This window comes from Litchfieldia alkalitelluris, assembly GCF_002019645.1.
Taxonomy (GTDB): domain Bacteria; phylum Bacillota; class Bacilli; order Bacillales; family Bacillaceae_L; genus Litchfieldia; species Litchfieldia alkalitelluris.
The window spans coordinates 3,503,572-3,527,093 of the sequence record NZ_KV917374.1; the positions used below are offsets into that span (position 1 = coordinate 3,503,572).

Here is a 23,522-nt window from a genome sequence, read left to right on the forward strand (position 1 = left end):
GCATTCGGTCCAAATGAACCAAATGCTTTTTGAAAGGAATATGCAGATTTATCTACGACGATTTCTATTTCTCAAAAATGTTGGAATGTCTAAGGTTTCTTCATTTGAATGACTTCCACGTACATTTTCTTGCTGCTGCTGCTGCTGTTGCTGTTGCTGTACAGGTTCTTCACGTTTAACTGATTTGCCTATAGCGGGCTTTGATGTTTGAAATGACGGCCTACTAGTTGGTTTAGGAGCCACTACTTCTGCCTCATTAAACCCAGTTGCTATGACAGTTACGACGATTTCATCTTTTAAATTTTCATTAATGACTGATCCAAAAATCATATTAACCTCTTGGTCTGAAGCGGACGCAACAATATCAGCTGCCTCTTGCACCTCATACAAGCTTAGGTTAGTACCACCAGTAATGTTCATTAACACACCTTGAGCTCCATCAATAGAAGTTTCTAGTAAAGGACTAGAAATTGCCTTTTTTGCTGCTTCTGCTGCACGACTCTCACCTGTAGCGACACCAATCCCCATCAATGCTGAACCTTTATTTGACATAATTGTTTTAACATCAGCAAAGTCTAGGTTTATAAGACCTGGAACTGCAATTAAATCGGAAATACCTTGTACACCCTGTCTTAACACATTATCCGCTTCACGGAACGCTTCCAACATTGGAGTATTTTTATCAACAATTTCTAATAGTCTATCATTAGGGATTACAATTAAAGTGTCTACTGCTTCCTTCATTGCTGAAATTCCACCTGAAGCTTGTCCTGCACGTTTTCTACCTTCAAATGTAAATGGACGGGTAACAACACCAACTGTTAATGCACCTAGGTCTCTTGCAATTTGAGCAATAACAGGTGCAGCACCTGTACCTGTTCCACCACCCATTCCAGCTGTTACGAATACCATATCAGCACCTCTAAGTGCTTCTTCAATTTGCTCTTTACTTTCTTCGGCAGCCTTTTTACCTACTTCTGGGTTGGCTCCTGCACCAAGTCCACGAGTAAGTTTCCCACCGATTTGCATTTTTGTTTCTGCTTTTGATAAATTAAGTGCTTGAGCATCAGTGTTTACAGCTAGGAAATCTACGCCTTGTACACCATGTTCAATCATTCTGTTAACAGCGTTATTTCCTCCGCCACCAACACCAATTACTTTTATAGTTGCTAACTGATCAAGATTGGTATCAAACTCCAACATCTTAGGTCCTCCTAAATTCTCAATAAAATACTCTCTTATAACTTCTTATTCAAAGAAGTAACCAAAGAATTTTTTAACTTTTTTCCCTATTTTTTGTTCAGGCTCTACTTGCTTATTTTTCACTTGTTGATGCTGTTGTTTTGTTGCTCTCTTTTCCGTTTGTTCAATTGCTACAGTCGAGCTGATATCTCTTCCTTGAATTCTTGCATGCTCATATGCAAATTGTAACAACCCAACTCCAGTTGAATACTGAGGTTCTCTAACCCCAATATAGTCTGGTTTTGCAATACGGATATTATTTTCCAAAACAGCTTGAGCTAATTCTAAAACACCTGGCATATTAACTACCCCGCCAGTCAGAACATATCCACCTGGTAGATCATTCACACCAAGTTTACGCACTTCATTTTGAACTAGATCAAATATTTCTTCTAGTCTTGCTTCTATAATATCTGAAATTTCCAATTGAGTAAATTGTTGCTGTTGATCACTGCCTATAATTGGGACACTGAACACTTCATCCTCTGAAGCTAAATCATAGAAAGCATGTCCATGTTTCTTTTTAACAGCTTCAGCATTATCTGTTGAGGTACGTAACCCAATTGACAGATCTTTAGTAATATGATCTCCACCAATTGGAAGTACACTAGTGGATTTTAAATAACCATCCTTAAAAATTGCGATACTAGTGGAACCTCCACCTACTTCTACTAAACCAACACCAAGATTTTTTTCATCCTCAGACAACGTAATTGATCCAGCGGCTAAAGGTTGCAGACATATTGCTACAATATCTAACCCTGCTTTTTCAACACATCGAAGTAAATTATGTAGAATTGTTCTTGAGGTTGTGATGATTGTTCCTTCAACTTCTAAGCGAACACCAAGCATTCCCCTTGGATCACTTATTTCGTCATAACCATCTACAATGAATTGCTTAGGTATAACATCAATAATCTCTCGTTCAGGAGGAATTGAAACAAATTGTGCTGCTTCAATTACTCTTGCAACATCATCATTACTAATCTCTCTATTTTGGCGACTTTCACTAGAAACTGCTACCACTCCATGGCAATCTATTAATTGGACTTGATTTGATGGAATACTAACAACCACTTGATTTATTGGAATACCTACCATTCTCTCAGCTTGTTCTACAGCTTTTTTTATAGAATGAACGGTCTCATCTATATCAACAATAGAGCCTTTTTTTAACCCTTCTGATTTTACATTTCCCACCCCAATAATGTTTAAAGAATCATTGACCATTTCACCAATGATTACTTTGACACTGGATGTACCGATGTCTAGACTAACACAGATTTCATTGTTGTTCATTCTTTGGCACCTCCTTTTGCTATTCACAAATCTCACTTTTCAATTTGAAGAACAACAACTTTTTTGAATCTAAATTCTATATAGAAAATTATTCAACAAATAGTGTGTTTTCCCCTTTAAAATTAATCAATTTTTTTCACTTTTATTGCGAGATAAGCTCCATTTTGAAATTAATATTCTCCTAATCACTGCAATGTTTTGAAATAATCTGACTCCAAAAGCAAAAACAGCTACTAAATACAAGTCTACACCAAGATGAACACCTAGGAAAGCTAAACTTGCTGCTAATAATATGTTAAAGAAAAAACCTGAAACAAAAACTGCCTGATCATAGATATTTTGAAGATGAGCTCGTATTCCTCCAAATAGTGTATCAAGAGCAGCCAATACTGCAATAGACAAATAGTTTGAATATTCGTCAGGAATCGTAAACTGGGAAGAAAGTCCCAAAATTATTCCTATGATCAAACCAATTAAGGGAAGCCACATAATTATTTTCCACCTTTATCACTTTTCACGGGTTCCATATGCATAACACGAATTGGATCATCGAATGCCGGAATGGTAATTTCATCGTGAGGCTTAGAAATTGAGAGTTTTAAGTTTTCCACAAAAAATTCGTCGACAGCTTCTGAGGCTTTCAAGCGGTTGTATAACTTTTCTGCATCATTTGAAATAACTTTGATATCAAAAGGTAAAGAATTAATTGAATAAGAATCAATTTTTGTAATTCTTTGTATCTCTCTAATAACAGTCGTATTTATCACCCGATGGCCATCTATGGAAATTGCCTCTGCTTGGAATGAATTTAAATCATTAATTAACCTACGTAGAATATCTGCAGAGACCGAATCCGCTGGTACACCTAAATCGTTAAATGCACGATCAACCGTTAATACTATTCCAGATCCATTTACCTCAGTTAATCCAGCTTCTGCCTTTAATTCATCTAATGTTTCTCTTAAGACAGTTTCCTTGCTATCTACTCTTTCTGTGTTATATTGCTCAATTAGTTGTTCGTATTTATAAATTTCATTTATTAATTCGGAGTGTAATTCTTGAGACTTCTTTAGGTCGTCCCTAAGTTCCCACATATCTCTAGTATCACGAACAACCGGTTCTTTAATTGTCTGAAATTGAACAGCTAGCATGAAACCAATTACGATAAGAATAATCGAAAAGCTAATATTCATTTGTTTTCCCAACACAACCACCTTTTCTATGTTTGGGTGAAATTTAAGAGATCCTTATAAATGTTATTGTTCATCTGCCTGTAACAAAGGATCCATTGTTATTTCAGTATTTTCAATTGTAACAACTATATTATCTTGAACCAACTGATCCTTGACACCACCATTGATATTTAAAGCAGGATTTAAGACCTCGGGATCTCCAATTGCAGATATAATAAACGGGGCTGGATATTGATTACCATCTACTGTTACAACCGGACCATTACAATATATATAAGAATTGTGTGATAGCCTTTTACCATTTATAGATACTGCTTGTGCGCCAGAAATGTATAATTCATTTATTACCTTAAACAAATGACTTTCATGTACAAGATAATTATTCACGTCTTCTCCAGATGGTACGTAGGATGCATCCTCAAGTGTAACTTTTACCCCTTGACCTTTTACTTTAATATCGCCAATATACATACGATATTTCTCCACATCTTCGACAAGATTAAAATAAATTTGCTCTTGTTCGTGTATTGCAAGTTCTTCTTCGGTTTTTCGAACTTCTTCCTGCTTTTCAAATAACTCAGCTTGAAGAATTTTATTACGTTCTTGTTGTTGTACTAGTAGCTCTCGAACCTCGTTTTCCTTATTCCACTGTCGGTCTGTAATTCTGCCCTCTGCAGTTTCTTTCTTGGTAAACTGATATGAGAAGGAAATCATAAACCCTAAAACAACACAAACTAAAGAAAGTACAACATATCTACCCTTCAGTTTCACTAGTTACCTCCCCCTTTTCTTCTTTACTTTTATATTTTTCGAAGAAAGGGACAACATCTAAGTGGATAACTCCTTTTAATGAGGGATCTAACTCATTTACTACAGTTGGATAGGCAAGCATTTTTTCAGCAAATCCTCTTACAGTTACACTAACTTCATAGCCATTGTTCATATAAAGTGTCACATGTAAGCGATCAACTTCCTTTGGTGCATGATGAATTTCCGAAATCGAATTGGCGATACTTTCAGGAAGTTTTCTAAGTTCCCTTGCCAACCCTGCTATATCACCATCATGTTCCCAGCCAACCAAAAGAGGGGCATCCGTTGCAGGAGCTTGTCCATTATTATTTATTGCACGGAGTGTTTTTCCATTTTCTAAGATAGGGTACAATTTACCTTCACCATCTTTTACATAAGCTACTCTCTTTAGCTCTTTAACATCAATTACAACATGATTAGGTAATTTTCTTATAACATTTACTTCTTCTATTTCATCATGTTGACTAAGATTACTTATAATCTTTTCTTTATCCAAATTCCAAAAACTAGTTCTAGTAGATAAGCCACTAAGCTTAATAAGGTCATCTTTAGCAACTGAGTAATTCCCAACAATAGATATTGAAGAGACCTTACTCAACGGAGATTGAGAGTAAATCACACCAAGAACCATAAAGAAAAAGCATATAATATAAATAATTAATCGTCTATTTGCTTTCTGTTTTCTCTTTTGTTTTAATTTTGGAATCCGATCTTCAATTGTAACAACCTTAGTGTCCAAATACTTTCACCTCACCTTAGGTGCAGGTTTATTGCTGATTACAAACAAGAGATATTTGCAATCAGCATAAAACCGTCCTTCATAATCCTGGACGAAATATGTCATTAATTCTAATTCTTCTAACTTATGGGAAATATTATATCATAATTACCAGAATTTTGGGGTAGCTTTTGTTTTACTTTCGGCCAATTATTTCAACTTCTGTTTCCATTTCAACTCCATACTTTTGATAGATGGTATCCTTAATATATTGGATTAAATCCAATACATTTTTAGCTGTTGCTCCACCCGCATTTACTATGAAGTTACCATGCATCTCAGATATTTGAGCTCCGCCAATTGAATAACCCTTTAGTCCAGCCTGTTCAATTAACTGTCCGGCATAATTCGGAAGAGGATTTCGAAAAATACTTCCTGCACAAGGAAAATTCCAAGGTTGGGTATCTTTTCGGTAATCTTTATTTTTTTGCATTATTGCAACTATCTCTTCTTTTTTGCCTTCTTTTAGTTCAAACACTGCTTCTAGAACAATTCCCGGTCGCTTCGTTTGAAGAACAGATGTACGATAAGAAAATTCAAGTTCTTCATTGGTTAGCCATTCAGTCGAACCATCTTCAAATAAAATGAATGCTTTCTTTAAAATTTTAGAGATATCCGATCCATGTGCTCCTGCATTCATATAAACTGCTCCTCCAACAGACCCGGGAATTCCGCTTGCAAAAGCAAAACCATCTAGCCCTTCCTTACTTATGACCATTGCTAGTTTTACGATTGGATATCCTCCACCAACTGTAACAGTAGTTCCATCTATGTCAATGTGATCTAAGCCATTAGCAAGTTTAATAACCACACCTTCTATTCCTTCATCAGAGACTAATAAATTTGAACCTCGCCCAATTGCCCTCCATGGAAGTTTGTAATGACTTATGATTTTTATAGCATTTATTAGCCCTTCGATATCATTCGGAATGATCAACAGATCTGCTGGGCCACCTATTTTCATTGTAGTATGGTTAGCTAATAATTCATTTTCCAAGATTTTGCCTACTTTAGCTTCTTGTAATTCATCGATGATTTTCTCCAAATCAAATTACCTCCTTAATCGGTTACCTTTTCACAGTGGTATTATTTCAATATTCTATGCATGACAAATACCTAAAGGAACAATAACATGTTTATGCCTTAATCGGACCAAGCCAAACAGCCCTGGTTAGCGTTTTACCCGAGCCTATTTTAACTCCTTAATCAATTTGTAAAGTCGGTTAGCTGCGTCTCTAATCCCGATTTCATAGGATGCCTTCTTCATTTCTGATAATGTGTGATCATTAAGTAAAATTGAATCAATATCTTTTATTAATTGTTCTCCAGAAAATTCCCGTTCTAATCTAATAATAGCTGCATTATTTTCACTTAGTGACCTTGCATTCTTTTCTTGATGATTATTAGTTACATACGGACTAGGGATTAAAATACTTGGAAGGCCTAATGCCGTAATTTCAGCTAAAGTAGTAGCACCTGCTCTAGCAACAATTAAATCAACACCTGCCAAAACCTCTGGCATATTATGTAAAAACGGTTTGATGATAACATTTTTGGGATTCCCAACTTCTTTTACCTTCTTCATAACATTTTCATAGTGAGCATCACCAGTAACATACAAAAACTGATACCCTTTATCTTCTACTTGGTTCAACACTTCAAGAACTGCATCATTTATTGGACGTGCTCCCCTACTTCCTCCAACAATTAAAACAGACTTTTTTGAAGGTTGAAGACCAACACTTCTTTTACCTTTATGTCCATCATGTCCAAGCACCTCTTGTGCTCTTGGATTACCTGTCAAAACAACCTTTTCAGAAGGAAAATACTCTTTTGCATCTTCAAAGCATATAGCAATTCGATCAACATACTTACTTAAAAATTTATTCGTTAAACCTGGTACACTATTTTGCTCATGGATAATTGTTTTCACTTTAAGTTTCGCAGCTCCATAAACTACCGGGCCACAAACATAACCACCTGTTCCAATCACTACATCAGGTTTAAAATTCTTAATAATTCGTTTACTGTCTGAAACCCCTTTAAAAAACCTTGCAATTGTTTTCACATTTTCAAAGGATAACTTTCGTTTAAAGCCTGTAATATTTATTGTTTTAAAGGATATCCCTGCCCTTGGAACAATTTTGCTTTCCAACCCTTTTTCAGTGCCAATATATAAAAATTCCGCATCAGGATTCATTTTTTTCACTTCATTAATTAATGCTAAAGCTGGATAGATATGTCCACCCGTACCTCCACCACTTACTAAAATCCTCATAATTATCAACCTCCGATTAATGAATACTGCTTATTAGTTAAGGCTCTTTTCTGAAAGATTGTTGCTATTCGAACCATAGTAGAAGATAAATAGCTGTTATTATACAATAATGGCATCACGAAAGAAAAGACGCCACTTCCCTTATTTCACAGTGTTTTATATGACGGTTTAAACGCAACCAAGTTTACGAAAATAGCCTTAGTTAAAGTAACTCATTCAATCATATTCATTATCATCATTCAACATCCTTAAAGTCAAAAGTTAAACCCTGTTTTTATATAAACAGGGTTGGTTTAAGGTATTAGTATTATAACATGATTCACTATTCTTTAATAACCTTTTTAGTATCTAGCATATCTACTAATATTTAATAACACTCCGACAGCTGCCAACATCAAGGTTAGTGATGAACCACCATAACTTAAGAAAGGAAGAGTGATCCCCGTAACAGGCATTAAGCCAGTTACAACACCAACATTTATAATAACCTGAATAGCTATCATTCCTATGATTCCTATAGCTAAAAAGCTACCGAACAAGTCAGGAGCTCCTAAAGCTATTCTGACACCTCTCCAAAGCAACAAACTAAATAGAAGAATAACAAAAGATCCTCCAATAAATCCAAGTTCTTCTGCCAATATAGCATAGATGAAATCTGTTTGAGGTTCGGGTAAATAAAAGAATTTCTGCCTACTTTGTCCAAGACCTAGGCCAAATAATCCTCCTGGCCCAATAGCATAAAGCGACTGAATGATTTGGAAGCCACTACCTAATGGATCTTCCCAGGGGTTTAAAAAGGACGTAATTCTTTTTATCCGGTATGGAGCAGATAATATTAAGCCAACAAACCCAGCAACACCTAATAGACCCAGCATCACAAAGTGACTTAATCTAGCTCCAGCAATGAAAATCATCACAATACATGTCCCAACCATCACAGTTCCAGTACCTAAATCAGGCTGAAGCATAATAATTCCAAATGCTATAAAAACAAGTGATAGTGATGGAACAAGACCTTTTTTAAAGGACGTTATTTTCTTTTGATTTTCTGATAAATATTTTGCTAGAAATGCAATCATTGCTAGTTTCATGAATTCCGAGGGTTGGATAGAAAAAGCGCCCACACCAATCCAACTCCTAGATCCATTTCTCACCATTCCTACTCCTGGAATTAAAACCAGTATTAATAGTACAAAACAAACAATTATAATTACCTTTGCCCAGGTTCTCCATGTCCAATAATCGACATTCATAATGAAGAACATTGCTAACACTCCAACTCCTGCGAATAAAAGTTGGCGTTTAGCGAAAAAGAAAGAGTCGTCAAACTTATAAGTAGCCCAAATTGCACTTGCACTATAAACCATTATGAGTCCGACAGTCAGTAGAGAAAGCGTAATAATAACTAGTATGATGTCTGGCGTAGATTTCTTGGTCGACAATGCACACACCTCAACGTTCTTAAATTAAGAGCATGTGTTAAAAATGGTTATTCAAACGAGATAATTTTTATTAAGCAAACCATTTATAAGACGAGCCCCTTACTTAAGCTTATGCACGCTGTTTATAAAAATGTCTCCTCTTTCTTCAAAAGTCTTATATTGATCCCAGCTTGCACATGCTGGTGATAGCAATATTACGTCTTCTTCATTGGAAACAGCATATGCCGCTGCAACAGCTTTCTCTACATTATCGACAGATTTAATCGTATCTATTCCCGCTGTTTGACCAGCTTTAGCCATTTTTTCTGCTGTTTGTCCAAAGACAATTAAAGCTTTTACGTTTTTTAAGTACGGTACAAGCTCGTCAAATTCATTTCCACGATCTAAGCCTCCAGCAAGAAGAATGACCGGCTGCTCGAATGCTGATAAGGCTTTTTGAGTGGCTAAAATATTTGTTGCTTTTGAATCATTATAAAATCTTCTTCCTTTAAGTGTCTCTACATATTGTAAGCGATGCTTCACACCCGTGAAGGTTCTTAGGACGTTTTGAATTGCCTCATTCTTCACATCTAATATTTTTGCTACAGAAACTGCGGCAAGGATATTTTCGAGGTTGTGCTTACCTGGTAATGCAATTTCACTCATTTCAATAATAGATTCATCATTGAAATATAAGAAACCATCCCTTACATATGCCCCTTCTTCCAACACTTTCGAAGTAGAAAAATATATTTTCTGTGCCTTACTATTTTTTGAAAGTTCAACAACTTCATAGTCATCAGCGTTAACAATACTAAAATCATTTTCTGTTTGATTTTTATAAATGTTACCTTTAGCTTTGACATATTCCCTTTTTGTTCCATGGTAGTCTAAATGAGCATCAAAGATATTAAGTAAAACCGCAACCTTAGGAGTAAAGGTTGGTACCCCCATTAACTGAAATGAGGATAACTCAGTAACAATGACTTGGTCATCATTAGCATATTTAGCAACCTCAGAAGCAGCAGTGCCAATATTTCCTGCTAAGAGTGGATTTTTATTAGCAACTTTAAAGATTTCATATATTAATGTAGTTGTAGTTGTCTTCCCATTTGACCCCGTGATTCCTATAAATGGTGCATTTGTAAGGTAGTATGCAATCTCTACCTCGGTAACCACAGGAATGTTTCGTTCAAGTGCGGCAGCAACTATTGGATTACTATAAGGGATACCCGGGTTTTTAACGACAATGTCAAAATGATCATCCAAAATTGAAATTGGATGACCTCCACAAATAACCTTTATACCTTTGGCCTCTAGAGATTGAGCGGCTTCATTTTGTTCGAAAGGTTTTTGATCATTTACAACTAGCTTCGCCCCTAAGTTATGTAACACAGTTGCTGCAGCAAAACCACTTTTTGCTAAACCAAGAACTAGTATATTCTTCCCTAAAAACTTCTCCGTATTTTTCAATTAAATCCACACCTCTATATAGATTCCGAGTACGGCTAATAACAAACCAACACTCCAAAATGTTACAACAATTCTCCACTCATTCCATCCAACTAATTCGTAATGGTGATGAAGAGGACTCATTTTAAACACACGTTTACCTGTTGTTTTAAAAGAGATCACTTGAATAATAACTGATAATGTTTCAATGACAAAGACACCACCAATAATAATAAGCAAAATCTCTAACTTAGTAAGAATAGCAACTGTAGCAATTGCACCACCTAAAGCTAATGAACCTGTATCCCCCATAAACACTTTTGCAGGGTGAGCATTAAACACGAGAAACCCTAAGACCGCACCAACTACAGCGACAGAAAAAATAGCTACTTCATATTCAGATTGGTACCACGCTAATACAGTAAAAGCACCAAAAGCTATGGCTGCAGTTCCAGATACCAGTCCGTCTAGACCATCAGTTAGATTCACAGCATTAGAAAAACCTACTAACCAAAAGATAATAAATAAAACATAGAATATGCCGAGGTCAAAGCTATATTCAGTTCCAGGAATACTTACTTCTGTTGAAAACTGATTCTGCTTAAAAATAATATAGAAAATGACAGAGATAACAATTTGACCAAGTAACTTTTGTCTAGATGTCAAACCCAAATTCCTCTTCATAACTACTTTAATAAAATCATCTAAAAATCCTAAAATCCCAAATCCAACTGTTACAAGAAGTAACAATAGTGTTTTTGCTCCTATTTCTTCACTAAACTTCATTGTCATAACTAAAGTTGTTATGATAATCGACAACAAAATAATCACTCCACCCATAGTAGGTGTTCCTGATTTTTTTTGGTGTGATTTCGGTCCCTCTTCACGTATACTTTGCCCAAATTTAAGCCTTCTTAGGAAGGGAATAAACAAAGGTGATAGAATCACACAAATTAAAAATCCCATAAATATTGTAAATAATATCACTTGTTCATTCATTCTTCATCCCCTCCTTTAATCAACTTGTTAATTTCTTTTAGTACAGCACTATCATATGTGTTAGTTTCTACATTATGTCCTTCTCTGAAAGAAAGAGAAAATTTCGTGACCCTATTTCCTTCTGTATGGTTATTATAATCAATAATAAGATCCTTTAAGGCTTTTACCGTATCGTCTACTAAAAATAACGGAAAATGGTTTGGTACAAAAACTGGAATTTTTTCATAATTACTCCAAACTGCGCCTATTGCACCATTATCAATAGCATCTTTTAAGTCCTCTTCAAGGCTTTTATTTAATGGTACATAAAGTCCTTTATAAACCTTATCAGTTGAATCTATATACACCTCATGGAATTCAATAGCTGCATCTTTTGTTCCATGTGTTTCAGGAAATAATCTACATAATTGACTGTATACTATCACTACAACTTCAACTCCTTAATTGCTTTTAAAGCAACAAGACGATCATCAAAGTCGTATTTATGGTCTCCAATGATTTGGTAAGTTTCATGTCCTTTGCCAGCGATTATAATAATGTCATTTTTCTTTGCTTTTGAAATCGCAAATTTTATTGCCTTCTCACGATCTATTATTGTGGTGTAGTCTTCCTTTGTTACTCCAGCTTCGATATCTCTTAAGATTTCACTAGGATCCTCAGATCTGGGGTTATCAGAGGTGAAAATTGCTAAATCAGCATTCTGGGCAGCAATTTGACCCATCAAAGGTCTTTTCGTTTTATCTCGATCACCACCACAACCAACGACAACAATAGAACGTCCAACGGCAAATTGTTTAACTGTTGTTAAAACATTTTCTAAGCTATCTGGAGTATGTGCATAATCTACAACTACTGTAAAGTCTTGACCTCCATTAACCACTTCAAATCGTCCCGCTATTCCCTCAATTGACTCTATCGTCGATACAATCGATTGAAGAGGTATATGAGATACTAAAGATGCTGCTGTAGCAGCCAAGATATTATACACACTAAACTTTCCAATTAGTTTTATCGAAACATTTACACGCTCAGACGCTGTAACCAAATCAAAACTAGTTCCAGAAGACGTCATATGTATATTAGTAGCCATTATGTCACTGTCATTATCTATTCCATAGGTTACAATTTTAGCAGCAGTGCTTTTAGCATATTCTACAGATGCAGGATCATCCGAATTGAGCACAGCAAATTTCGGTTTTTGATGATTAAAGGTATTGCCTAACCCTGAAAATAGTAAGCCTTTTGCATGACGATATTCATCCATTGTTTGATGATAATCTAAGTGATCCTGAGTCAAATTGGTAAATACAGCTACATTGAAATCACAGCCGTGAACTCTCCCGAGATCCAATGCATGTGAAGACACTTCCATGATTGCTGTATTTACATTACTTTCTACCATTTGATGGAAAGTTTGTTGTAGTGTCAGTGATTCAGGTGTAGTATTTTTCACTTCAATTGTTTTTGAACCGATTTTCATATACATTGTCCCAATTAATCCTGTTACTTTACCATAATCATTAAATATTTTATCAATAATATGGGTAGTGGATGTCTTACCATTCGTCCCAGTTACACCAATTAAGTGAAGTTTGTGAGTTGGTTGATTATAGAAAGCGTCTGCTAAAATTGCCATCGCTCTCTTAGAATTTTTCACTACTATCGTAGGAATATCTACATTAACCTCTTTTTCTACAATCAGTGCTACAGCACCGTTTTGTTTAGCTTGCTCAGCATAATCATGTCCATCAACGGTATAACCTTCTATGCAAAAAAACAAGCTACCTTGTTTTACATGGCGCGAGTCCATCTCTAGTGATGTGATTAGCGGATTCTCTTCAATTACAGGAATATATTCATGTAAATAAGCAAGTAACGCTTTTAAATGCATCATTACCATTTCCTCTCAAAAATAATACTAGTTGTTAATCCAAAATATCATAATACGATAAAGGCATATTCTTGTCTATAGTATAGTTTTCTTATCTCTTATCCATTATCGGGTAATTAATTTCTTGCTGATTACCTTTTACACGAGCTAAAAAGGAAAATATCCCCCAATAGCTATTGTAAAGATAGTTGTTAGGAATGTAAATTAACAAAGGCAAATTATCTAATTTTAAGGCCAAATAAAGTTAAGCACGAAGTAAGTATATAGAAAAAGAAGCCATAGGCTATAGGTTCCTAATGGCTTTTCATATAAACCTAGCTACAGTTCCTCTAACTAAGATACTAATCCCCTTTTTTATCTCCAAGAAGAATCCGTAACGTAGTTCCTTGTTCAATCTTTTCACCTGGATTAGGTGCCTGATCAATCACGATATCACCCTCACCAGTTATTTCGAGCTTTAAGTCAATTAATTGTTGCTGTAACTCGCTCTTACTTAAACCAGTGACATCAGGTACGGTTATTAATTTAGGGTCGGACCAAGTTGTCTTCTTTTCAATTTGATCTTTACGTTTTTCAACACCTAATGCTTGAAGTGAATCCTCCATGATACTTCCTACAATTGGGGCAGCCACAACACCACCAAACTGCACAGTACCTTTAGGATTATCAACTGCGAGATACACAACAATCTCTGGGTCATCAGCAGGAGCAAATCCAATAAAAGATACAATATGATTATTCTCTAGGTATCTTCCACCTTGCGCTTTTTGGGCAGTACCAGTTTTTCCTCCAACACGGTAACCTTCCACAAAAGCACCTCTTCCAGTACCTAGCGCAACCACACTTTCAAGAGCGTGACGTATTTGTTTTGAAGTTTCTTCCGAAATTACATTCCTTTTTGCTTCAGGTGTTGTTTTACTCACAACTTCTCCTGTAATAGGGTCAATCCATTCCTTTGCTATATATGGAGTATAAAGTGTTCCTCCATTTACAGCGGCAGCAACAGCAGCTACCTGTTGGATTGGAGTTACTGATACACCTTGGCCAAACGCTGTTGTTGCTTGTTCAACAGGTCCTACTCTCTCTATATTAAAGAGAATCCCTTTACCTTCACCTTGTAAATCAATTCCTGTCTTTTGACCAAATCCAAAATCTTTTATATATTTAAACAGTTTTTCTTTACCTAAACGTTCACCTAACTCAACAAATCCCGGGTTGCATGAATTTTGCACAACTTCCAAAAACGTTTGATGGCCATGCCCCCCCCTTTTCCAGCATTTTAGTCTTGCATTAGCAACCTTAACAAAACCTGGATCGTTAAACTCATCTTCTGTAAGATCCACTTTACCCTCTTCCAATGCAGCAGCTAGTGTTATTATTTTAAATGTAGAACCCGGCTCATATGTACTCCAAACGGGCAGGTTACGATTATATACGTCAGGTGAAACATTCCTGAAGTTTGCTGGGTCAAAGTCAGGTCGACTTGCCATGGCAAGAATTTCACCATTATTAGGATTCATCGCAATAGCAATCACTCCATCCGGATTGTAGGTTGCTTCTGCAATATCTAAATTTCTTTCTATAATTGTTTGAACACGAGTGTCAATCGTTAGTTTTAAGTTCAGACCGTCTTCAGGAGGTGTATATTCATCCGCTATATCGGGGATTCTTTGCCCCTTTGCACTAGCGTAAAATTTCACACTTCCCTTTTCACCTTTTAGTTTTTCATCATAAGTTAGCTCAAGCCCTGTTAAACCTTGATTATCGATTCCAGCAAATCCCAAAACATGAGAAAGATAGCTACCAAAAGGATAATGTCGAATGGAATCTTCTGCAATATAAACTCCTTTTAACCCAAGTGCACGTATTTCTTTTGCTTTTTCATGTGAAATTTTTCTACCTTCTGGATTAATTCTTTCAATGTTCGCTTTTTTCGTTACATGCTTATATGCGTCTTCTTCCGACATATTTAATATCGCAGCTAGCTTTTCTGCAGCATCGGCTGGATCTTCAATTTGTCTTGGAACGACTAGCACTGAAGGAGCACTTTGGTTTGTAGCAAGTGCTATTCCATTTCTGTCAAGAATTTCACCACGCTCTGGCTCAAATGGAATATTTCTGCTCCATGAGTCCTCCGCAAGTGCAGTCAGTTTATTGCCAATAAAGAATTGTACGTATCCTAATCTAATATCAATAATTAGGAAAATAAGAAACCCAAAAAATAAAACTGTTGCTAACCTTTTTCTTACTGTAACATTCGAGACCCGCATGATATAAGAACCTCCCTTTAAACTAGGCTCGTTCAAAATATATGCTTGTACTTTTGGTCGTAGAACTTATTCTAACTCTTAGTTTTGCCTGAGATTATTTTTGGACATGCTTAATACATTAGATAGCCGAAATAAGTAACCATTAGTATGAACATTAATAATTAATTCCCACTTAAATACCAAAAACGATGAGATATCAGGTTCTGTTTTTTATCACACAATGCAAGTCAAAACGAGTGTAAAATTCACACTCATTTTGACTTGGTGAAAAGACATCTGGATGGAACAACATAACTTTATATAGGAAAATGTCCTCAAATCGTAGGGGTAAATGGCTGTTGTACATAGTTTTATCCTCCATTTGATATACAAATTTATTTTTGAAAAAATTAAATTATAAGCGGAGATATTACGGTAAACAGCTTTATAGAGCTTAGTTGGAGGTAATAAGCGGAAATTTTCCGGTTAAGTAAAGTAAATTATCCATTTTCTACGTTTTTCAGATCAATAGTCGGAATTTTTCCATCTAGTTAAGCTGTTTTTAGTGACATTTCTCAATTAGGGTAATTTCTCCGCTAATTTATCAAGCCATTCTGATACTCTCATCTGAGTCAGTGAGGGTTCCCACTTTTTATGGTTGGAGTAGGGAGAGGCGTTAGTTCAACAGGGAGCCAAAAAAAGAAAATAAAAATGGCTCAGTATAGTGAACTGAGCCATTTTTTAAATTACAAAACAGATACAAAAGGGCAGTACAAACGAGCTCACTTTCGATTGCATTTTTGGGTTTGCTTATCAAAACGGTAACCCGTTTTGATAATGCAACTTTTTTACACATTAGTTATTCATCTTTGTCTTCCGGCGCGGCCTTGTTTCCACCTGCTGGAGGCTTTAATTCTACTTTTAGTAAATCATCGTTAATAACGGTTGCCCCCACCTTGATACTCTGCTTTGAAACAAAACCGTTTCCTTTCAAAGAAAGATTAAGGTTCAATAGGGTTGCTAATCGATTTAGCTCTCTTACAGACCAACCAGATACATCAGGCATATTATATTCACCCTCAGTTTTTAGAAAAACTCGTTCTCCTGGCAAAACATAATTCTCTTTCAAGGGAGATTGGGCAATTACCTTTTTACCATTTCCTAAGATGATGGGTATCGCTTTTTTTTCTTTTAATTCGGTAATAACTTCTTTTATAGTTCTATTTTCAAATGAATCTAATTTAATACCCAGGTTTTCTTTCACTGTTTGAATTTTTTCCTGTTCCTTTGGTTGAATATTTAAATATTGCAAACTATTCTTCATGACCGGATTAAATATCTTAGAAACAGGTTCAGACCCTGGCTGGTAGATATCTTTAAGTTTCGGCTGTTGAACGGCAATATACACAATTAATCTTGGGTCATTACTAGGAGCCATGCCTAAAAAAGAGAACACATTGTTTCCATGACCCTCCAAATAACCACCTTCAGGATCTGTTATTTGTGCAGTCCCAGTCTTACCTGCCACTTGGTAACCATCAATTTGATAGCTTGTCCCGGTGCCCGATGTAACAACAGTTTCTAGAATCTCTAATACCTTTTTTGCTGTTTTTTCGGAAATTGGATTACCCTTTAAAACAGACTCGTGATCCTCAATCGTTTCATTTGTATCAGGATCGACAATACGGTCGATTATATATGGTTTCATCATTTTTCCACCATTTGCAATAGCGGTTGCTGCTTGAATTTGTTGGATTGGGGTAATCGCTGATCCCTGACCAAAAGCGGTGGATAACTTATCACGTTCCCACTGATAGTTAATCAAGCTATCAGCTTCGCCTTCTAGATCAATTCCTGTTGGTTCTGTAAGACCAAATCGTTCTAAATATTGAAGTAATCGATCTGTTCCAAGTTTTTCATTTGCTAAAATAGCAAAACCTACGTTAGAAGACCTCTGAACTCCTTCCAGAAAGGAAATTGTCCCCCAGCCAACCTTATTATGATCTTGAATAGGTTTTCCACCCTTTACAGGATAAGATCCTGAATTGAACGTATCGTCATTATTATAAACACCTTCTTCAATTGCAGCAGCTAAAGTAAAAATCTTCATCGTTGATCCTGGTTCGAATCGATAAGAAATTGCATCATTTAAGTAGTTACTAATATCTCTAATATTAGGATCAAAACTTGGCCTTGTCCCCATCGCTAAAATCTCACCTGTTTTAGGATCAGCTACAATCCCGATAATTTTTTCAGGCTCATACTCCTCTACAACTTTACTCATTGCATCCTCAAGAAATGTTTGGATTTTTTGATCTAACGTTAAATAAATATTATTTCCATTCTGTGGCGATGTGATCTGTTCATTTGCTTTTGGTAATTTGAAGCCTGACTTATCTTTTTGGTATGTCATATAACCATCAGTTTCAACCAGAAAGGAGTTAACACTTTTCTCAAGTCCGAGCTGACCTTTTAATTCGACAATAGTCGGATCGTCTTCATCATAAATTTTTTGTGCATACCCTACAACATGTGAAGCGAAAGTGCCATTAGGATAGTAGCGCTTATAGTCCCTACTAAAAGCTATTCCTGGTAAGCCAAGGGCTTCGATTTCTAGTTTTAAACTATGACTGATATCTCGACCTTTTGAACCGAATTCAACTTGTTTCTTGTCCTTGGTCAAGATAGCTTCAACCTCTTCTACTTCCATACCGAGCAGTGGCGCTATTTTCCTAGCCGTTTCAATCGGATCAACAACATGTCTTGGTTTTTCAGGGTCAATGGTTAGACTTTCATCTAATATCGCCTGAACAGTGTATGCAGCAGTATCTTCTGCAATTGATAAACCATTTTTATCATAAATGGTACCTCTTCTCGCCTCAATCACTCGTTTTTCCGTATATTTTTCTTCTGCAAGAGCAGCTAATACCTGTCCATCAACTTCTCCTGTAACTTGTATGTACAAAAAACGAGTCAACAATATAAAAAAGAGCAGGGTAAAAAACAAACTTACCAATGCTGCTCCTCTATTTATATTCTTATTTTTAATCTTCATTTTCATTTTTATCAGTCCCCGATAACCTTAACATTGTCCTCTCCAAAATCCATGCCCATTTCTTTAGCAATTGACCAAATACGCTCAGGTCGACTTAGTTCCTGGGCTTGGAACGATAAATCACCAATAACTTTTTCTTGGTCTAAAATACTAGACTCCATTTTTTGAATATCAATGTTTGCATTATAAATTGCAACTTGGTTTGAGACAATCTGAATAGACCCAATAAGCATAGCACATACAAAAATAGTTGCCAAGATTTTTTCCCCTAAGGTAATTTTATTCTTTTTTCTAATTGCAACTTTTGTCTGTGTTTGTGTTGTTTCTTCTGGTTGTTGACTAACTTTTGTCTTATAAGCTAAATTACTCAAGTTTAAAACCCTCCTATTTTTCAACTTTCTCTGCAATGCGAAGCTTAGCTGAACGTGCTCGTTTGTTTTCTTCAATTTCCTCATCCGATGGAAGAATTGGCTTTCTAGTAATAAGCTTTAGTATTGGCTTATATTCATCTGGAATGATTGGTAGGCCTGGCGGTAATTGTGGACCATCACTTGCTTTCTTAAATACCACTTTACAAATTCGATCTTCTAACGAATGAAAGGTAATCACAGAAACTCTTCCTTTTGGATTTAAAAGCTCAATTGATTGTGCAACAGCATCTTCAAATACTTTCAGTTCATTATTAACTGCAATGCGAATTGCCTGAAAAACCCGTTTTGCTGGATGCCCCCCTGTTCGTCTAGCAGGAGCTGGGATTCCTTCTTTTATAAGCTCAACTAACTCATTTGTTGTTTCAATTGGCTTAGTTTCTCTGGCTGCCTCAATTTTACGAGCAATCTGTTTAGAAAACTTTTCTTCTCCATATTGAAAGAAAGTTCGTACAAGCTGTTCGTAACTCCAATGGTTTACTATTTCATATGCTGTAAGTGGTGAATCTTTGTCCATTCTCATATCAAGTGGAGCATCATGGTGATAACTAAACCCTCTTTCAGGAGTATCTAATTGTGGTGATGACACACCTAAGTCAAACAAGATGCCATCAACTCCGGTAACGCCATACTCTGCTAACTTATCTTTAATATGAGCAAAATTACTCTTAATCATCGTTACTCTGTCACTGAATTCAGATAATTTCACTTTAGCGTGATCTATTGCTGTTTGATCTTGGTCAAACGCATATAATCTCCCATTTACAGATAGTTTTTTAGCAATTTCCAAACTATGTCCTGCACCACCAAGTGTGCAATCGACATAAATTCCATCTTCTTTTATATTTAATCCTTCAACAGCTTCATCTAATAAAACCGTTTTATGTTGAAACATAGTAGCACCTCATTACAAACGTTTTTCTTATTGTTCGCAAGTATTTATTATTTAATAAAACTTTTCCCTTAGACCTCAGTGTAACTTTATATGTCTTAATGATTAGGTAATTTATGTAAGACTTGGTTGATCTCAAATATCAAAACCAACCATATTTTCAGCAATGTCAGAGAATGATTCTTCGGAATCAGAAAAATAATCTTCCCATTTTTCCTTACTCCAAATTTCTATTCGATTGGAAACACCAATAACTACACATTCCTTCTCAAGTTTTGCATACGAAAGGAGTGGTGATGCAATATTAATTCTTCCTTGCTTATCAAGCTCAACTTCACTTGCGCCAGAGAAGAAAAATCTTGTAAAAGATCTAGCGTCTTTCTTTGTAAGTGGTAGGGTCTTTAGCTTTTCCTCAAGCTGTTTCCATTCGTTATAGGGATAACCAAATAAACATTGATCAAGACCTCTAGTGAGAACAAATGATTCTCCTAAATGATCTCTAAACTTGGACGGGATGATCATACGGCCCTTGATATCAATATTATGATGGTATTCACCCATGAACATACCCTTGTCCCCCACTTTCTTACTTCATGTTACCACAATCCCCCACTTTCCACCACTAAAATTGTATTATTCTTGAAAAACATAACTTTTTTCGGAATCTATGGATGTAATTTATTTTAATAGTGGTAGCAGCCGGTCAGTTTGAAAGTTTGTGGGGAATAATAGTCCATGGTGAGTTCAAGGTCATACAGCTTTGGAGTGGAATTTGCGGAAAGCTGTCCAAAGTGAATTTAGGTTCAGAGATCGAAGAGCGGCGAATGGAACTCGTTAGGCTAAGTTATTTTCAAGGGGAGCCTTTTTATGTGAATAAGCATTTGCCCATTGAGGATGAAAAGTAAAAATTTCTACACCTAGTGTGGAAGGAGTAAAGGACCACTCGACTCCTGTGGGATATAGCGGTTTCGCGGGCCCCACTGGATCTAAAGGCTATGAGGAGCCTCACGGACCACACCCCGGAAAGCAAGTGGATCGCAGCGCATGTAACTCACTAACCTAAGTTATTTTCAGACTAGACACCCATGCGAATGAGTATTTGCACCATGGAGGATGAAAATGTTGTTCACTTAGTGTGGAATGAGCGGAGAGCCACCTGACTCCTGCGGGAACTAGTGGTCTCGTGAGACCCCGCAGGAGTTCAAAAAGCGACGAGGAGGCTCACGGGCCCCCCGCGGAAAGCAGGTGGATCGCAACTCATGGAACTCCACTACCTTGGTTATTTTTAGAGTAGACAAAACTTAATCATTCACCTCTCCCTCAAAATAACAAAGTATAAAACAATAAAAAAACCCTGAAAATTTTCAGGGTTTTACCTCATTATATTTTTATCACCTTGTGTTCACCATCAACCTTTATCGGCAACTCCAAAACATCATTGATAAAATCAGATCCATACTTATTCAAATAATAATAAATATTCCATATCCTCTCTTGTGGAGCATTATTAGGCATTAGGGAAGATTGTATTCGATTAAATCGGTTTATCTCCACTTGGTGTCTAAGGAGGAGTCTCTTTTCAAGAGTTTTACTAATAAAATCAAACTGCGACTGAATGTAATCCGAATTTTTATTCAAAAGCGGACATAAGCTTGAATCAATATCTAACGCTACTTCTCTTAACCTTTTATGAACTTGTTCTACCTCATTTTTCGCCTCAGCCACAAGTCGATCCAAATCATAATTAACCTGTTCTTTGATCAAAGATTCCTTTATTTTTTCAACGCTATTTAATAGAACGTCCTCAATTGAAACATTTACATCGTACATGTCTGTTTCAATAGATCGATCTAGAAAAGTAATCGAGACTCTCGGTACTATCGGTGGCATTTTGATCTCCCATGCTTCAAATACTTTTTTAAGTTCAGCCCAATATGCAACCTCACCAGGACCAGAAATAAAGGCGAGAGTCGGAAGTAATAATTCTTGCATTAATGGCCTTGTGACCACATTATTACTCAATAAAGATGGTTGTTCTTTTGCAATTTGTAAGAGCTCCTGCTTTGTTAATTCTAAGCTACTGCTCTTATTAGTAAAACGCTCACTATTTTTATCATATTCAAGTAATAAGCGTTCATTTTTGTAGTGATAAAATAAATTAGCTGAATAAATAGGCATTTCTATACTTAATTTATAACCCTGTTCTTTTAGAAGTGTTTGCGCAGCTACGACTGAATCATGAATAAGTTCGTTTCGTTCAATCATTTCTTGAAAAAAATCAGATTCAATTTCTCTAAGCCCACTAGATCCAGAATCAAGTAAGACAATACCTGTGTTTGAAAACAGTTCCTTAATTACAAATCCAAAAAAATCAACGTAGGTAGACGAGTCATTTAAATGATTTTGAAGCTTCGCTATTAAATCCTTAGTATATGCGGTTTCACCGAATGATTCGAATATATCGTCAATCCACTTTTCACAAACCGACTTATCTATAATAAGAGATGATACAGAAGACCTCTCCATTTGTCTCTGCTCAATTATCTTTTTCTTGATGGTTTGCTTATTCTTAATATGAAGATGGTTTATTTCAGCAAAATCATGATCTTCTCCCGCAATCCAGAAGACTGGGACCACCGGCACACCTAATGATTCTTCCTGTTCCTTTGCTAGTTTTATAATGGATATAATTTTATGTATCGTGTATAGAGGGCCAGTTAATAATCCCGCTTGTTGACCACCAACTACAACAACACTTGATGGATCTAAAAGTTTGCTTATATTTTCAAATGTTTCACTTCCAAAACCATATTTTTCATTGAATTGCTTTAAATAAGCTACTAATTTTTGACGCGGAAAGTTACGTTTTTTTAGATCTTCTATTCTTTTTGTATATGTATCTGGGTCTTTTATTCCATAGTCAAATAGGTCAGCTGTTTCAATATCCCCCATTGTATAACTCTTTACTAACTTATTTGTAGACGGAAGTGAGAGTGAAATAACCTCCATTGTATTTACGCCCTTTCTTATATCCTGTATAACTTCTTTGATGAGTATAGCATTAATTCAAAAGAATGAAAAAAAACATGCTTAGATTTTCGAAATATTCTTCATAATAACCCACATGAATTGACATTCAAATAACCATTAATATGCCTTAATGATTCGAAAGATGACACCTGAAATCATTAATAAAATGTAAGTGCCTGCAAATAAGAAAAAAGAAAAACGCCAAAACCCCTTAAGAACTGGTTTGATATTAAATTCACGTGTTTTATTCCAATAAATCAATGTAAAAATTAAAATGGTCAAAAGTAGAACGGTTATAATTAACCATAAATAGGATTGTCCAACTAAAGCTAGTAAAATATAATGAACTGAAAAAATAAACAAAATAGTCGTTAAATCTACAGTTAATAGAATTGATTTTTTGCTATTTTTTATAACTCGCCTTGAAATCAAGTAAACAGCTAGTAAAGCAATTAACGGTATTGTCATTAAAGTTGCTGTTAGTCCAGCCACGATCGATATCATA

At 35.8% G+C, this 23,522-nt stretch carries 20 protein-coding genes; all 20 read right to left on the bottom strand.

The annotated features are described in order from the left end of the window. Positions 1 to 48 precede the first annotated feature (48 nt). On the bottom strand, positions 49 to 1,203 hold the full coding sequence (gene ftsZ, locus BK579_RS16330; protein WP_078547287.1) for a cell division protein FtsZ: 1,155 nt from the start codon (positions 1,201 to 1,203) through the stop codon (positions 49 to 51). Positions 1,204 to 1,248: 45 nt separating this feature from the next. Next, complete coding sequence (gene ftsA, locus BK579_RS16335) at positions 1,249 to 2,541, bottom strand: cell division protein FtsA (RefSeq protein ID WP_078547289.1); 1,293 nt, start codon at positions 2,539 to 2,541, stop codon at positions 1,249 to 1,251. 126 nt (positions 2,542 to 2,667) lie between these two features. Beyond that, on the bottom strand, positions 2,668 to 3,030 hold the full coding sequence (locus BK579_RS16340) for a small basic family protein (RefSeq protein ID WP_078547291.1): 363 nt from the start codon (positions 3,028 to 3,030) through the stop codon (positions 2,668 to 2,670). 2 nt (positions 3,031 to 3,032) lie between these two features. Beyond that, the gene (locus tag BK579_RS16345; protein WP_235848448.1) at positions 3,033 to 3,746 is read right to left on the bottom strand and encodes a DUF881 domain-containing protein; all 714 of its coding nucleotides are present in this window, start codon (positions 3,744 to 3,746) and stop codon (positions 3,033 to 3,035) included. Between the two features lie 51 nt (positions 3,747 to 3,797). Beyond that, a complete protein-coding gene (locus BK579_RS16350; RefSeq protein ID WP_078550641.1) occupies positions 3,798 to 4,448 on the bottom strand; it encodes a DUF881 domain-containing protein in 651 nt (216 codons plus the stop codon). 40 nt (positions 4,449 to 4,488) lie between these two features. Next, positions 4,489 to 5,283 carry a cell division protein FtsQ/DivIB gene (locus BK579_RS16355; RefSeq protein ID WP_078547293.1) on the bottom strand — a complete coding sequence of 265 codons (795 nt, stop codon included), beginning with the start codon at positions 5,281 to 5,283 and terminating at the stop codon, positions 4,489 to 4,491. Positions 5,284 to 5,458: 175 nt separating this feature from the next. Then, positions 5,459 to 6,367 carry a UDP-N-acetylmuramate dehydrogenase gene (murB, locus tag BK579_RS16360; protein ID WP_078547295.1) on the bottom strand — a complete coding sequence of 303 codons (909 nt, stop codon included), beginning with the start codon at positions 6,365 to 6,367 and terminating at the stop codon, positions 5,459 to 5,461. Between the two features lie 144 nt (positions 6,368 to 6,511). After that, positions 6,512 to 7,600 carry an undecaprenyldiphospho-muramoylpentapeptide beta-N-acetylglucosaminyltransferase gene (murG, locus tag BK579_RS16365; protein ID WP_078547297.1) on the bottom strand — a complete coding sequence of 363 codons (1,089 nt, stop codon included), beginning with the start codon at positions 7,598 to 7,600 and terminating at the stop codon, positions 6,512 to 6,514. A 341-nt stretch (positions 7,601 to 7,941) separates the two neighbouring features. Continuing rightward, positions 7,942 to 9,042, bottom strand: a complete 1,101-nt coding sequence (gene spoVE / locus BK579_RS16370) for a stage V sporulation protein E (protein ID WP_078547299.1) — start codon at positions 9,040 to 9,042, stop codon at positions 7,942 to 7,944. Positions 9,043 to 9,141: 99 nt separating this feature from the next. Then, positions 9,142 to 10,494 carry a UDP-N-acetylmuramoyl-L-alanine--D-glutamate ligase gene (murD, locus tag BK579_RS16375; RefSeq protein WP_078547301.1) on the bottom strand — a complete coding sequence of 451 codons (1,353 nt, stop codon included), beginning with the start codon at positions 10,492 to 10,494 and terminating at the stop codon, positions 9,142 to 9,144. After that, the gene (gene mraY, locus BK579_RS16380; RefSeq protein ID WP_078547303.1) at positions 10,495 to 11,472 is read right to left on the bottom strand and encodes a phospho-N-acetylmuramoyl-pentapeptide-transferase; all 978 of its coding nucleotides are present in this window, start codon (positions 11,470 to 11,472) and stop codon (positions 10,495 to 10,497) included. Then, positions 11,469 to 11,897 (bottom strand): hypothetical protein, encoded by a 429-nt coding sequence (locus BK579_RS16385; RefSeq protein ID WP_078547305.1) that lies wholly within the window; start codon positions 11,895 to 11,897, stop codon positions 11,469 to 11,471. Before BK579_RS16385 ends, mraY begins: the two co-directional genes overlap by 4 nt. After that, positions 11,897 to 13,363, bottom strand: a complete 1,467-nt coding sequence (locus BK579_RS16390; RefSeq protein WP_078550643.1) for a UDP-N-acetylmuramoyl-L-alanyl-D-glutamate--2,6-diaminopimelate ligase — start codon at positions 13,361 to 13,363, stop codon at positions 11,897 to 11,899. The genes BK579_RS16385 and BK579_RS16390 overlap by 1 nt, the downstream gene beginning before the upstream one ends. Before the next feature lie 341 nt (positions 13,364 to 13,704). After that, complete coding sequence (locus BK579_RS16395) at positions 13,705 to 15,633, bottom strand: stage V sporulation protein D (RefSeq protein WP_078547307.1); 1,929 nt, start codon at positions 15,631 to 15,633, stop codon at positions 13,705 to 13,707. Between the two features lie 838 nt (positions 15,634 to 16,471). Next, positions 16,472 to 18,673: a penicillin-binding protein gene (locus tag BK579_RS16400; protein ID WP_078547309.1), complete on the bottom strand. Its 2,202-nt coding sequence runs from the start codon at positions 18,671 to 18,673 to the stop codon at positions 16,472 to 16,474. 5 nt (positions 18,674 to 18,678) lie between these two features. Further along, a complete protein-coding gene (gene ftsL / locus BK579_RS16405) occupies positions 18,679 to 19,038 on the bottom strand; it encodes a cell division protein FtsL (protein WP_078547311.1) in 360 nt (119 codons plus the stop codon). 13 nt (positions 19,039 to 19,051) lie between these two features. Next, positions 19,052 to 19,990 (bottom strand): 16S rRNA (cytosine(1402)-N(4))-methyltransferase RsmH, encoded by a 939-nt coding sequence (gene rsmH, locus BK579_RS16410; RefSeq protein ID WP_078547313.1) that lies wholly within the window; start codon positions 19,988 to 19,990, stop codon positions 19,052 to 19,054. 132 nt (positions 19,991 to 20,122) lie between these two features. Next, complete coding sequence (mraZ, locus tag BK579_RS16415; RefSeq protein ID WP_078547315.1) at positions 20,123 to 20,554, bottom strand: division/cell wall cluster transcriptional repressor MraZ; 432 nt, start codon at positions 20,552 to 20,554, stop codon at positions 20,123 to 20,125. 813 nt (positions 20,555 to 21,367) lie between these two features. Continuing rightward, positions 21,368 to 22,996 (bottom strand): bacillithiol biosynthesis cysteine-adding enzyme BshC, encoded by a 1,629-nt coding sequence (gene bshC / locus BK579_RS16425; protein ID WP_078547319.1) that lies wholly within the window; start codon positions 22,994 to 22,996, stop codon positions 21,368 to 21,370. Positions 22,997 to 23,134: 138 nt separating this feature from the next. Further along, the gene (locus BK579_RS16430) at positions 23,135 to 23,521 is read right to left on the bottom strand and encodes a DUF3397 domain-containing protein (RefSeq protein ID WP_078547321.1); all 387 of its coding nucleotides are present in this window, start codon (positions 23,519 to 23,521) and stop codon (positions 23,135 to 23,137) included. Between the last annotated feature and the right edge of the window lies 1 nt (position 23,522).